Here is an 11677-nt window from a genome sequence, read left to right as displayed (position 1 = left end):
ATGCGAAAAACGGAAAGATATAAAGTAGAGGATGCTAATTCATTATGGCGAATATACAAAACGGTATCTTTTTTTAAAGTAATGAAGAACTTTATTGTCATTCAAATTGCACGTTATACTCCCTTTTTAAGTGTGAAAAATTGGTTGTATCGAACTTTTCTACGAATGAAAGTTGGAAAACAGACTTCTTTTGCCTTAATGGTGATGCCAGATATTATGTTTCCGGAAAGAATCAAAATCGGAACAAATAGTATTATAGGGTACAATACAACGTTACTAGCTCATGAATATTTAATAGAGGAGTACCGGATTGGTGATGTCATTATTGGAGATAATGTGTTGATTGGAGCAAATACAACTATTTTACCTGGTGTAACAATAGGAGACAATGCAATTGTTTCTGCTGCTTCGCTTGTTAATAAAAGCGTTCCTGCAGGAGCATTTGTAGGTGGCAATCCAATAAAAATAATTTACACAAAAGAGGAAATGGAACAACGAAAAGCTGGTACAACCGAATAGCGATTACAGACTGCACTTGACTATTCATTTTGGTTAGCTCTATGTAGTTGTGCAAATTTGCGAAATTAGTAGAACAATCTCTCGAGATAAAGGATCAAGAACTTTTTATAAAAGTTATATAATAGATAATGATGGGAAGCCTAGTTTGTGCAAATGTGAGCAAAACAATAGACGGAATCTTTACCTTCTTATAAGCTATAAGTAGAGAGAGAGAGTTAATAATTAAATTCAATAATGAACACAAATATTACAATCTTGGAAGGAAGGTATTGGTATGAGTGATAATCGTATTTATGATGTAATTGTCGCAGGAGCAGGCCCGGCTGGAATGACTGCAGCAGTTTATGCTTCAAGGGCTAATTTAGATACATTGATGCTCGAACGAGGTATTCCTGGAGGCCAAATGGTCGATACAGAAGATATTGAGAATTACCCAGGATATGAGAATATTTTAGGGCAAGAATTATCTACTAAGATGTTCGAACATGCCAAAAAATTTGGTGCTGAATATGCTTATGGAGATATAAAAGGTGTAGAAGATTTTGGTGATTATAAAGAAGTTAATGCGGGAAGTAAGACATATAAGACTAGAGCGCTTATCATCACTACGGGTGCACAGTATAAAAAGCTAAATATTTCGGGTGAAGTTGAATTAACTGGTCGGGGAGTATCCTATTGTGCCGTTTGTGATGGTGCATTTTATAAGGATAAAGAAATCGTCGTTGTAGGTGGGGGAGATTCGGCGGTTGAAGAAGGGATTTACCTTACTCGATTTGCGAAAAAAGTAACCATCATACACCGAAGAGATAAACTGCGTGCTCAAAAAATTATTCAGGATCGTGCGTTTAATAATGAAAAAATTGAGTTTGTTTGGGACACAGTAGTGGAGAAAGTTAATGGAAAAGACGGTAAGGTCGGATCACTTTCTATTAAAAATGTAAAAACAGGAGAAACTGGTGAATTTGAAACAGATGGTGTTTTCATCTACATTGGTATGGTGCCACTGAGTGAACCGTTTAAATCATTAGGAATTGTTGATGAAGAAGGATATATTCCAACAAACGAAAATATGGAAACGACAGTCCCAGGAATTTTTGCTGCAGGAGACATTCGCGTGAAGGATTTACGACAAATTGTAACAGCTACAGGTGATGGAAGTATTGCAGCTGAACAATCGCAGAAATATATCGAAGAACTAGCGGAAAAAGTAAAGTAATTTTCATTAAAAAATAAAAGTTATTGGCTTTTAATACGTTTGTAATCAAGACGAAATATTCGTTAGGTATAATGTATTTAAACTAATTGACCCCCTTTAATAAATTAGTTACTTGCACAGGTTGTTATGACCTGTGCTTTTTTTTATCATAAAGATTTGTCTCTATTTCTGCGGTATCTTACTTTTGTTGCTGTTCTTGCTTTAAGGTATAATGAGAGTATATAGTATGAACAGTTAGTTCAAAATGAAAAACAGAGAGTAAATATATGAATATAGATATGATTTGTTTGGGGAGGAAAATAAATGTCAGGGACGGAGACAAAACTTATTATTATTACTGGGATGTCGGGAGCCGGTAAAACGGTCGCAGTACAAAGCTTTGAAGATTTAGGCTATTATTGTGTGGATAATTTACCACCAACCCTTATACCTAAATTTCTAGAATTGATGAAAGATTCAACGAATAATATTCAAAAAGTTGCGCTAGTTATCGATTTAAGAGGAAGAGAGTTCTTTGATGCCTTATATGAATCATTGGATATTATAGGGGATGAAGACTGGTTACAAGAGCATATTATTTTTTTAGATGCTACAGATGAAACGCTAGTAAGTCGATACAAAGAAACGAGAAGGTCTCATCCACTTGATTTGAGCGGTCTTCCTTTAAATGGAATAAAAAAAGAACGAAAAATTTTAGATGAACTTAGAGGTCGTGCTCAGAAAATTATTGATACAACTGATTTAAAGCCAAAAGAATTTCGTGAAAAAATCCATCAATTTTATTCCGAGAAAAAAGAAGTGGTGTTCTCTGTACATTTTGTTTCGTTCGGCTTTAAATATGGTATTCCAATTGATGCTGATCTAGTATTTGATGTTCGTTTTCTGCCAAACCCATTTTACGTAGAACATATGCGACCATTAACAGGTTTAGATAAGGAAGTTTCGGATTATGTATTTAAATGGTCAGAAACCGCTAAATTTAATGAAAAAATGGTAGATTTATTACAATTTATTATTCCACAATATAAAAAAGAAGGAAAGTCTCAGCTCGTAATAGCAATTGGCTGTACAGGAGGACAACATCGGTCTGTGGCACTAAGTGAATATTATGCAAAAGAATTTTCCGATAACTTCCCAACCCATATTACTCATCGAGATATAAATAAAAGAAAGGGTCATTAATATGACAAATCATAGAAAGCCTAAAATTGTCGTTTTAGGCGGGGGAACCGGAATGCCAGTCTTACTGCGTGGTCTAAAAAAATATCCTATTGATTTATCAACAATTGTTACAGTTGCTGATGATGGTGGCAGTACCGGTAGATTACGAAAAGATATTGAAACACCTGCTCCAGGAGATATTCGTAATGTGATTGCAGCATTATCTAATGTAGACGATGAGCTGCATGAATTATTTCAACATCGCTTTAATGTATCGAATGGTCTTTCGGGGCATTCTTTAGGCAATATTGTATTAGTGGCTATGAGCTCTATTACCGGTAGTTTTTATACAGCTGTAAAAGAAGTATCCGATATGTTCAATGTGAAGGGGAAAATTTATCCGATCGTTAATGAATCCGTTACTTTACACGCCGAGATGAATGATGGCACGATCGTTTCTGGCGAATCGCAAATTCCGATGAAAAATAAAAAGATAAAACGTGTTTTTTTGACACCAAATAATTTATCACCGATACCGGAAGTAGTTGAAGCTATCCTTCATGCTGACTTGGTTGTTGTATCACCAGGAAGTTTATATACGAGTATTTTACCTAATTTAATTATTAATGATGTTGGAAAAGCACTTCAAGATACGAAAGCAAAAAGAGTATATGTGTGTAATATTATGACTCAGAATGGAGAGACAAATGACTATGACGCCGCAGATCATGTTCAAGCGATCTATAATCATATTGGTACAAATTCATTAGATTCGATTATTGTGCATAACCAATTGATTCGAGGAGATATATTAGAAATCTATCGTAAGCAGCAGTCTTCTCCAGTTACATATGATCTAGAGAAACTATCCCAACTCGGTTTGAGTGTGATAGAAGAAGATATTCTCGACTATGAATCACACCCAATGGTTCGACATAATACAAAAAGACTAGCAGAAATGCTATTTCATTTGGCGTTAAATAAAAAATAGGGTAAAGGGAATGAAGGGAATTGTCATTTACTTCTGAAATAAAAAAAGAGCTTATTAATTTAGATGAAAATGAATGTTGTTTAAAAGCGGAATTGGCAGCGATAATTCGTATGAATGGAGTCATTTCAGCAGTCAAACCTAGCGATATGCTAGATATTCAGACGGAGAGTGCAGCTATTGCGAGAAGAATCTTTACTCTTTTAAAAACAATCTTTAATGGTCCTGTAGAATTACTCGTTCGTAAAAAAATGAAATTAAAGAAAAATAATATTTATATTGTTCGGGTAAAGCATGGGGTGACAATCCTTTTACAAACTTTGCAAATAGAGTATGAGCAGGATGGTTTTGCACAGATGGAACTTTCGTTTGATTCGGAATGCTGTAAACGAGCATACTTACGAGGCGCCTTTATTGCTAGAGGTTCAATAAATAATCCAGAAACGTCCTCATATCATTTGGAAATGTTTAATTTAGATCAAGATCATAATCATCTACTATGTTATTTAATGAATGAATTTGAATTAAAAGCTCGTGAACTACAGAGAAGAAATGGGTATATTGTTTATATAAAAGAAGCAGAAAAAATTTCAGAATTTTTAAGTTTGATCGGAGCGCATGTTGCTTTATTTAAATTTGAAGATGTAAGAATTGTACGGGATATGCGGAACTCGGTAAATCGGATAGTGAATTGTGAGACAGCTAATTTGAATAAGACGATCAGTGCTTCTGTTCGACAAGTAGAAAGTATAAAATATATTAAAGATGTTGCTGGTCTAGATATTTTACCAGACAAATTAAAAGAAATTGCTCAGACACGCTTAGAAAACCCTGAAGTAACACTTAAAGAATTAGGTGAGTTATTACCTACAGGTAAATTATCTAAGTCAGGAGTTAATCATCGATTAAAAAAGATTGAACAAATTGCTGACTCTTTAAGGACAAGTAACGAAGTCAATTAGTTTGTAAAGTTTATTTTCAAATAATAAAATGATATAATAACGTTAATTTTAAAAAATTAATTTACATGTACGATTTATTTTAAGTTGAGATCACATCCATTAATAGATATGAGAAAGGATGAATCAAGATGGTGGAAAAATCAATAGAAGTTTCACTTGAATCAGGATTACAAGCAAGGCCTGCGGCACAGTTTGTCCAGGAGGCGAATCGATTTACAGCAGATTTGTTTTTGGAAAAAGAAGGTAAACGAATAAATGCAAAGAGCATCATGGGACTTATGAGTTTAGCAATTACTAAAGGTGAAACGATCACATTGATTGCTGATGGTCCAGATGAAGAAATTGCACTAAATGAGCTTGAATCCTTTATTACATCTAAGGAATAAGAGGTTGGAGGAGCGAAGTACATAAGTTATTATTTCGCCTTTTTATTCTACAATAGAAATTATTGCACGGTAACCGTGCTTTATTACTGACTAAATATGTTAACGCTTACATAACGGGATTGAAAATAAAGAACCCTTATTCCAATGCTGGATAAGGGTTCATTTTACGAAACTTAGTTTTGTTCTTCTTTGCGTTCTAAAACTTTGTCGATTAATCCATACTCAACTGCTCGATCTGCTGACATAAAGTTATCACGATCTGTATCTGCTTCAATCACATCAAGTGGCTGACCAGTTCTTTCTGATAGTATTTGGTTTAATTTTTGTCTCATCTGAATGATACGTTTAGCATGGATCTCAATATCCGATGCCTGACCTTGTGTTCCACCAAGTGGCTGGTGAATCATGACTTCACTGTTCGGCAAAGCATAACGTTTACCTTTTGCACCAGCTGCAAGTAAAAATGCACCCATAGATGCGGCCATCCCCGTACAAATTGTGGAAACATCTGATTTAATAAACTGCATGGTATCGTAAATTGCCATTCCAGCTGTGATGGAACCACCTGGAGAGTTAATGTATAATGAAATATCTTTGTTAGAGTCTTCTGCTTCTAAAAATAATAATTGTGCCACAATTGAGTTTGCAACATTGTCATCAATAGCGCTACCTAACATAATAATTCGGTCTTTTAATAATCGGGAATAAATGTCATATGCGCGTTCACCGCGATTTGTTTGTTCAATTACTGTTGGTATTAAAACCATATTAAAATCCTCCTTTATTTATCTAATCACCTAATTTTTTGAGCCTGTAATTATCTTACCGCTATGGTCAAAAAAGGTCAAACAATATGTATTTAAAAGATCATACAGATTATATCATTACCATTCAGCTTTTTCTTAAACAGTATTAGGTGATTTTTTCTAGAAAAAATTTCTAGTTATGAAAAGTATAACGTAATTGTCAGCAAAAATAAACTATGGAAATTTACTTGCTTTGGAGAATATTAACAGCTTGTGACTGTTAATTTCGAATGATAAATAAAAGAATTTGAGTTTATTTTTTTGTGCGAAATTAGATGTCATCCATGCTCTTTATAAAATTAAATAATAAAGAACAGGGAAGGCTGCTCGCGAAACTCTAGGCAGGCTTATTAGGAAATTAAGGCTTGATTAAATATAAGAGTCAAGGTATAATATCGTTTGTATGTAAAATTGCGCCCGTAGCTCAGTTGGATAGAGCACTGGTTTCCGGTACCAGGCGTCGGGGGTTCGAATCCTCTCGGGCGCGCTAACATTAAACTTATACACGGCAAGAGTTACAGTAGAATTGTAACTCTTGTCTTTTTTGTTAATAAACTCGCAATAGACGTTATTTATTATGGTTTATATTCCCTCCTTATTGTAAGATGGGAAGAGGAGGGGGATTATGAGAAAAGTAAATAGAGAAAATACTCGTCCAAATTATTCTAATAAAATTATAAGAAATGAAATAATATTAACTAAAAGTTTATTAGTCGTATATTTGCTAGCATTAATTTGGATAATTTTATTTAAAATGGTTTTTTCACTACAAGAGTTGCCACATATTAGAGAAATTAACTTAATTCCTTTTGCTGGCTCAGTTATCATTAACAACCAGATTGATTTTGATGAAATTATTAATAATATACTCATTTTTATTCCATTTGGAGTTTATGTAAGCATGCTAAAACCAGATTGGGCATTTTTAAAAAAGGTAGCTCCTATATCAATTGTAAGTTTGTTGTTTGAAGTACTTCAATTCATATTTGCGATTGGTGCAACTGACATAACGGATTTCATCGGAAATACATTAGGTGGAATTATAGGAATTGGATTATACTTGGTATTTCATAAGTTATTTAAAACTAAAGTAAATATTAATAAAATCTTCAATCGAATGGCTACAATCGGTACGTTTAGCTTTATAGTGTTAATGGGCTTGTTGATTTTTGCTAATAAGTAATAGGCGGTGTTCATGCAATTTTTCTTCAGAATTCGTTAACATGGTGTTATCTTATTGCGAAAAAAAGACATTTTAATCAGACAGATTGTCCAATCAAAATAAATAGCTCTCCGTATAATATATTAAGGCTGGCTGGCTTTAATTTGAATATTGGGGGTTAAGTCTATGAGTTTTGAGCGTGAATTTATAAGAGGGGAAAGAGACCGAAGAAGACGTGACAGATTTATTTGCGAATGTCGAGAAGTTAGGGGTGACCACCATCGTGGCGGGTGTGGGTGTCATCGACGCCGCCGTCGTGAACTAGTGTGTAGATGTAGAGAAGTATAAATAAGTGAAGCCGTGAGATAATTAAAACCAGCAATTGAAGGACGAATAATTATATTAGTTAAAATAAGGAATAAATGTAGACTCCTCGTCGGCTAAAAGCAAATACGTCCCAGGTATCCACAACTTTTTCCGTGCCAGTGGAATGCGAAGCATAATTTCGAAACTGTCATAAATCTAGCACAGTTCGTCCTTTATTTGATAAAAATACTTTTATCTCAGCCTTTCAATGTAATAAGGGTGCAGCTATTAGTCTTCTAACCATAATCAAAGAAATGACTATAAACTAAAATTTATTCTTAGTAATAAAAAAGCAATTGATGTATAGTGGGCGTTTACATCAATTGCTTTTTCATATATTTAGAACAGTTTATTCAAACTTCTTAGTATGTGTACTCAATTATAGGTCAACTGATGGATCAGTGACCGCTTCTTCTACTTCCACATGTGGTGGTTTACGGACTAAGCCCATAATTCCAGCAACTAAATAGCATAAGAAAGCAAAGAAGCCCATTCCAAACGTACCTAATAGAACAATGACTGAAGTGATAATCAGTATAATACTCGCAGGTTTTGGTTTTTTATTGCCTTTAAAAAAGAATAGAGCTATAATTCCTGCAATAAGAGCAAAGAAAGATAGGATTGCTAAGAACCAGCCAATGCCAGTCATGATATTAATTACGAAAAGCTCTTCAGGACTTCCATATCCGTCTAGGACATTATACAAGAAAAAGTCGGTTTGACTAAATGAGGTAAATAAACCAAAACCTATAATACCTAATAAATTTAACACTGCCCCAATAATTATTAATGTAATTTCACCAGTTCTCTTCACTATACTCGCCTCCAAATTATTTAGGTAAAATTTATGAGTTCACTTAATCTACTACCTTTATATATTAACGAATCTTAGAAAAAAAAACATCATACATAATGACTATGTATGATGTCGGTATTAATAACTATTTAACTAATTTAAAATAAATTATTGGATTTATTGCAGGTTTTTTAAATCTTCGGCAATTTGATCCATTTGATCCGCTTCTGTTCCTTTATAATGTTTAATAATTTCTCCTTCCGGATTAACAAGGAAGAATGAAGTACCATGACTTACTTGATCTTCGCCTTCGGGTGGTGGAGCGACCAAACTTTTAAATGAATTGACAGACAAGTCTTTAATATAATCAAAATCATAGCCAGTTAAGAAACTCCATGTGGATAAATCTGCTTCATATTGTTCTGCATATTCGGTTAAAACTTCTGGGGTGTCAAATTCAGGATCAACTGAAAAAGAGACTAGGTGATAGTTTTTAACACCAGCTTCGTCTAACTTATCCTGTAATTTTTTCATATTACTCGTCATTGGAAGGCATACAGTTGTACAATTCGTAAAAATAAAGTCTGCAACCCACCATTTCCCTTCTAAATCATCACGTGTTAAAGTATTTCCATCTTGAGTGGTAGCACTAAAATCTTCTACTGGATCCGACATATTCGTTTCCACTTTGTTTCCACCACAAGCTCCAAGAATAACTACCAAAGTCAATATTAAGGATAAATTAATCCACTTTCTCATTTGCATCATCCTGTTCTGTTATTTTTATGTAGAAAATCAACCATGCTTTAAGTATGGTGTATTTAAACAATCTCAAACATAGAATAACATACTTATTGAGAAGGTAAATAGACAAACAGAGAATATTTTGTGAAAAAAATGTGACAAAAGTGGAAGTGTAATGTAGGTAATAGCTTATACACAAATGCATATATGACATACATTAAAAATGAGTAAGCAAAAGAAAGGAGAAAAAATATGAGCAATTGTGGATGTAAAGGCAAATGCCAATGTGGAAATGTTAGAGATATTGTTTATCCAACAAGAAAAGAAGTCAAATGCACGTATTCAAACGAAACAGTACGACACATTCGTCCCTCTCATACGAAAGTAATCAATAATCATACGATTCGTAACGAGCATTTATTCCCGCATTCCACTTCTTTTGAAAACAGAGTACGTGAAGTGGATGTAAGAGGAGTTAGTGAAGGTCCAGGTAGAGGAGTAGGTGGCTTTGGCGATTATAATAACAACGTCAGAGGAGCCAGTTACGATGGTAGAGTAGCTGGAGCAGGATATGGTCAATTTGGATGCGGATGCCGTTCTCGCTGCAGATGTCGTAGAAGACGTGGATGGTTCTAATATGAAATAAAGCAGGTTTTCAAGGATGAAAACCTGCTTCTTTTTATTGAATGTTCATTTCATCTCCAACTTTTAAATGTCCCGGTCGCTTAATTTCAGCATACACTCCAAAGTTACCGTTATTTTCCCTTACTAACGTTTTTAATACATTAATATCGTTTGGTAAATCTACTTGAGCGAGCGTTGTCATCACGCATCTTTGGGTTGGTTGGATAATTTTTAGTTCGACTTCGTTACCAAGTTGAATCGTTTTCCCTACCCATCCTTCTTCGACAAATCCTTTTCCTCTGGAACATCAATAATAATATTAGGTCTAAATCGACGTGCTTCGATTCTGCTATCAGAAGCAAGTTCCCTAACGGTATCAATGGTATAAGTTGTTATAATGTGAACATATGCGATATCAAAAAATGTTTCTGAAGGTGATTCTCTGGAAAAAATAGAACCTCTGTTTTCTAACTCTTCAATTTCCTTTGATACATAACTTTCGAATTTAATTGGAGCCGGTGAGGGTGAGCATAATGTAACATCTCGATTAAAGCTTTCCGATAAACGAGAATGAATGGATGGGTCAATCACTTTGGATTATTTCTCCATTAGGCAATGTTATTCGGACTGGTGGCAGCTGATCGCTTCGTTTGACGGGACGAGCATAGACAGAACAATGATAAAACATCGTCGGCCATTTTTGGGGTTTTTTTGCATTTGCGAGTTTGCCAGTTTCAGAGTCAACAACCCCGTACATCCTGTCACCGTAAATTCCTCTTGGTGTTATGTCACACGCATTAAGCTCTTCACCCATCATAGATTTCACCGGATATCTATGTAAAGATACGACTTTCACAGTATATGCCTCCTATCTTTTTACATTAGTGTACACTAATTAATAGAATATTCCCTCTAATTATAATAATCTATTAATTAATTAAACACAAAACGTGCCAATGATTATTAAAGCTAGTATGTAAAGTACTTTCATATTGATAGTCTTTTAGTTTATAATGGACTTTTTGAGCATATGTCGATAAGATATAAGTTGGAAAGTTATTAGTAAATATAAAGGAAGAGTTGAATTTATGTTAAAAGCAATTATATTTGATTTAGATGATACGCTGCTATGGGATTATAAAAGCGTTCAAGAAGCATTTAAATCTACCTGTGAAAAAGTAGTGAAAAAATATAATATAGACCCTGAGCAATTAGAAAAGAAAGTACGTCAGCATGCAGAAGCCCTATATCCTACGTATGAAACATATAAATTTGTAAGTAATATCGGGATAGGAACATTCGAGGGCATGTGGGGAGAGTTTCAAGATGAGGGAGAGGACTTTAAAAGACTTAGAGAAACCGCTCCAAAATACCGAAAACAGGCTTGGCTTCAAGCATTGCAGGATTTAGATATTGAGGATGAAAAGTTAGCAGAAGAACTTGCCATCACTTTTCCAGAAGAACGAAAAAAACACGTATATTTATATGAAGAAACGTTAGAAATATTAGATTTGCTAAAAGATAAATATCAATTACTAATGCTGACAAACGGATCGCCTCATTTACAACATACAAAACTATCATTATCTCCGGAATTAGAGCCATATTTTGATCATATTGTTATTTCTGGAGACTTTGGGCAAGGTAAGCCTAGTGTTGATATTTTTAATTATGCGCTAAGTTTATTGAAAGTGGAAAAAGATGAAGCAATTATGGTCGGAGATAATCCCCTAACAGATATTTTAGGCGCTTCAAAGATTGGGATTGATTCCATTTGGATTAACCATCACAACAGAGAATTGACGGAAGTAACACCAACATATGAAGTGGGAAGATTACGTGAAATTATGCCGATTATAAAATCATTATCATAATTGACAACGAAAAAATAAATCCACTGATTTTTTATCTTTTTAAGTATAACTAGCTTTTAATCGGTTGTTTTTG

At 34.1% G+C, this 11677-nt stretch carries 16 protein-coding genes and 1 tRNA gene; 11 read left to right on the top strand and 6 right to left on the bottom strand.

All coding sequences use genetic code 11. The features are described from left to right. The 6 genes from SPD48_RS17320 to SPD48_RS17295 all read left to right on the top strand — a co-directional run bounded on the left by SPD48_RS17320 (position 1) and on the right by SPD48_RS17295 (position 5232). Positions 1 to 519: an acyltransferase gene (locus tag SPD48_RS17320; RefSeq protein ID WP_336259383.1), complete on the top strand. Its 519-nt coding sequence runs from the start codon at positions 1 to 3 to the stop codon at positions 517 to 519. A 274-nt stretch (positions 520 to 793) separates the two neighbouring features. Continuing rightward, positions 794 to 1735 carry a thioredoxin-disulfide reductase gene (trxB, locus tag SPD48_RS17315; protein ID WP_336259382.1) on the top strand — a complete coding sequence of 314 codons (942 nt, stop codon included), beginning with the start codon at positions 794 to 796 and terminating at the stop codon, positions 1733 to 1735. A 303-nt stretch (positions 1736 to 2038) separates the two neighbouring features. Next, complete coding sequence (rapZ, locus tag SPD48_RS17310; RefSeq protein ID WP_336259381.1) at positions 2039 to 2917, top strand: RNase adapter RapZ; 879 nt, start codon at positions 2039 to 2041, stop codon at positions 2915 to 2917. 1 nt (position 2918) lies between these two features. Next, positions 2919 to 3887, top strand: a complete 969-nt coding sequence (locus SPD48_RS17305) for a gluconeogenesis factor YvcK family protein (RefSeq protein WP_336259380.1) — start codon at positions 2919 to 2921, stop codon at positions 3885 to 3887. Positions 3888 to 3907: 20 nt separating this feature from the next. Then, a complete protein-coding gene (gene whiA / locus SPD48_RS17300) occupies positions 3908 to 4846 on the top strand; it encodes a DNA-binding protein WhiA (protein WP_336259379.1) in 939 nt (312 codons plus the stop codon). A gap of 128 nt (positions 4847 to 4974) precedes the next feature. Next, positions 4975 to 5232: an HPr family phosphocarrier protein gene (locus SPD48_RS17295; protein WP_336259378.1), complete on the top strand. Its 258-nt coding sequence runs from the start codon at positions 4975 to 4977 to the stop codon at positions 5230 to 5232. 173 nt (positions 5233 to 5405) lie between these two features. On the opposite strand, the gene clpP is transcribed toward SPD48_RS17295, so the two are convergent. Continuing rightward, positions 5406 to 5999 (bottom strand): ATP-dependent Clp endopeptidase proteolytic subunit ClpP, encoded by a 594-nt coding sequence (clpP, locus tag SPD48_RS17290; protein WP_336259377.1) that lies wholly within the window; start codon positions 5997 to 5999, stop codon positions 5406 to 5408. A 452-nt stretch (positions 6000 to 6451) separates the two neighbouring features. On the opposite strand from clpP, the gene SPD48_RS17285 reads away from it, so the two are divergent. The 3 genes from SPD48_RS17285 (at position 6452) to SPD48_RS17275 (ending at position 7548) form a co-directional block, all read left to right on the top strand. After that, a tRNA-Arg gene (locus SPD48_RS17285) sits at positions 6452 to 6525 on the top strand. A 138-nt stretch (positions 6526 to 6663) separates the two neighbouring features. After that, complete coding sequence (locus SPD48_RS17280) at positions 6664 to 7221, top strand: VanZ family protein (protein WP_336259376.1); 558 nt, start codon at positions 6664 to 6666, stop codon at positions 7219 to 7221. 165 nt (positions 7222 to 7386) lie between these two features. After that, positions 7387 to 7548, top strand: coding sequence for a hypothetical protein (locus tag SPD48_RS17275; protein ID WP_336259375.1), 162 nt, complete (start codon positions 7387 to 7389; stop codon positions 7546 to 7548). A 397-nt stretch (positions 7549 to 7945) separates the two neighbouring features. Here SPD48_RS17275 and SPD48_RS17270 read toward each other — a convergent pair whose 3' ends face one another. Further along, positions 7946 to 8380, bottom strand: a complete 435-nt coding sequence (locus tag SPD48_RS17270; RefSeq protein WP_336259374.1) for a DUF4064 domain-containing protein — start codon at positions 8378 to 8380, stop codon at positions 7946 to 7948. 159 nt (positions 8381 to 8539) lie between these two features. Continuing rightward, complete coding sequence (locus SPD48_RS17265) at positions 8540 to 9121, bottom strand: SCO family protein (RefSeq protein WP_336259373.1); 582 nt, start codon at positions 9119 to 9121, stop codon at positions 8540 to 8542. Positions 9122 to 9358: 237 nt separating this feature from the next. Here SPD48_RS17265 and SPD48_RS17260 point away from each other — a divergent pair, with 237 nt between their 5' ends. Continuing rightward, positions 9359 to 9742, top strand: a complete 384-nt coding sequence (locus SPD48_RS17260; RefSeq protein ID WP_336259372.1) for a CotD family spore coat protein — start codon at positions 9359 to 9361, stop codon at positions 9740 to 9742. A gap of 43 nt (positions 9743 to 9785) precedes the next feature. On the opposite strand, the gene SPD48_RS17255 is transcribed toward SPD48_RS17260, so the two are convergent. The 3 genes from SPD48_RS17255 to SPD48_RS17245 are packed head-to-tail and all read right to left on the bottom strand — an operon-like array spanning position 9786 to position 10586. Beyond that, on the bottom strand, positions 9786 to 9956 hold the full coding sequence (locus SPD48_RS17255) for an MOSC domain-containing protein (RefSeq protein WP_336259429.1): 171 nt from the start codon (positions 9954 to 9956) through the stop codon (positions 9786 to 9788). Between the two features lie 41 nt (positions 9957 to 9997). Beyond that, positions 9998 to 10321: a hypothetical protein gene (locus SPD48_RS17250; protein ID WP_336259371.1), complete on the bottom strand. Its 324-nt coding sequence runs from the start codon at positions 10319 to 10321 to the stop codon at positions 9998 to 10000. Continuing rightward, positions 10314 to 10586, bottom strand: a complete 273-nt coding sequence (locus tag SPD48_RS17245; RefSeq protein ID WP_336259370.1) for an MOSC N-terminal beta barrel domain-containing protein — start codon at positions 10584 to 10586, stop codon at positions 10314 to 10316. Before SPD48_RS17245 ends, SPD48_RS17250 begins: the two co-directional genes overlap by 8 nt. A 232-nt stretch (positions 10587 to 10818) precedes the next feature. Here SPD48_RS17245 and SPD48_RS17240 point away from each other — a divergent pair, with 232 nt between their 5' ends. Beyond that, on the top strand, positions 10819 to 11604 hold the full coding sequence (locus SPD48_RS17240) for an HAD family hydrolase (RefSeq protein ID WP_336259369.1): 786 nt from the start codon (positions 10819 to 10821) through the stop codon (positions 11602 to 11604). Positions 11605 to 11677: the final 73 nt, after the last annotated feature.

Origin of the sequence: Pseudogracilibacillus sp. SE30717A, from assembly GCF_037071985.1 — a bacterium.
Lineage (GTDB): Bacteria > Bacillota > Bacilli > Bacillales > Amphibacillaceae > Pseudogracilibacillus.
Note: the sequence above shows the minus strand (reverse complement) of the source record. Positions and strands in the feature narration are given on the sequence as shown.

Bases quoted from the DNA above. Each gene is read 5' to 3' on its own strand.
- rapZ (WP_336259381.1), top strand. From the start codon at position 2,039: ATGTCAGGGACGGAGACAAAACTTATTATTATTACTGGGATGTCGGGA.
- SPD48_RS17240 (WP_336259369.1), top strand. From the start codon at position 10,819: ATGTTAAAAGCAATTATATTTGATTTAGATGATACGCTGCTATGGGAT.
- SPD48_RS17280 (WP_336259376.1), top strand. From the start codon at position 6,664: ATGAGAAAAGTAAATAGAGAAAATACTCGTCCAAATTATTCTAATAAA.
- SPD48_RS17260 (WP_336259372.1), top strand. From the start codon at position 9,359: ATGAGCAATTGTGGATGTAAAGGCAAATGCCAATGTGGAAATGTTAGA.
- SPD48_RS17320 (WP_336259383.1), top strand. From the start codon at position 1: ATGCGAAAAACGGAAAGATATAAAGTAGAGGATGCTAATTCATTATGG.
- SPD48_RS17275 (WP_336259375.1), top strand. From the start codon at position 7,387: ATGAGTTTTGAGCGTGAATTTATAAGAGGGGAAAGAGACCGAAGAAGA.
- trxB (WP_336259382.1), top strand. From the start codon at position 794: ATGAGTGATAATCGTATTTATGATGTAATTGTCGCAGGAGCAGGCCCG.
- clpP (WP_336259377.1), bottom strand. From the start codon at position 5,999: ATGGTTTTAATACCAACAGTAATTGAACAAACAAATCGCGGTGAACGC.
- SPD48_RS17265 (WP_336259373.1), bottom strand. From the start codon at position 9,121: ATGAGAAAGTGGATTAATTTATCCTTAATATTGACTTTGGTAGTTATT.
- SPD48_RS17305 (WP_336259380.1), top strand. From the start codon at position 2,919: ATGACAAATCATAGAAAGCCTAAAATTGTCGTTTTAGGCGGGGGAACC.
- SPD48_RS17295 (WP_336259378.1), top strand. From the start codon at position 4,975: ATGGTGGAAAAATCAATAGAAGTTTCACTTGAATCAGGATTACAAGCA.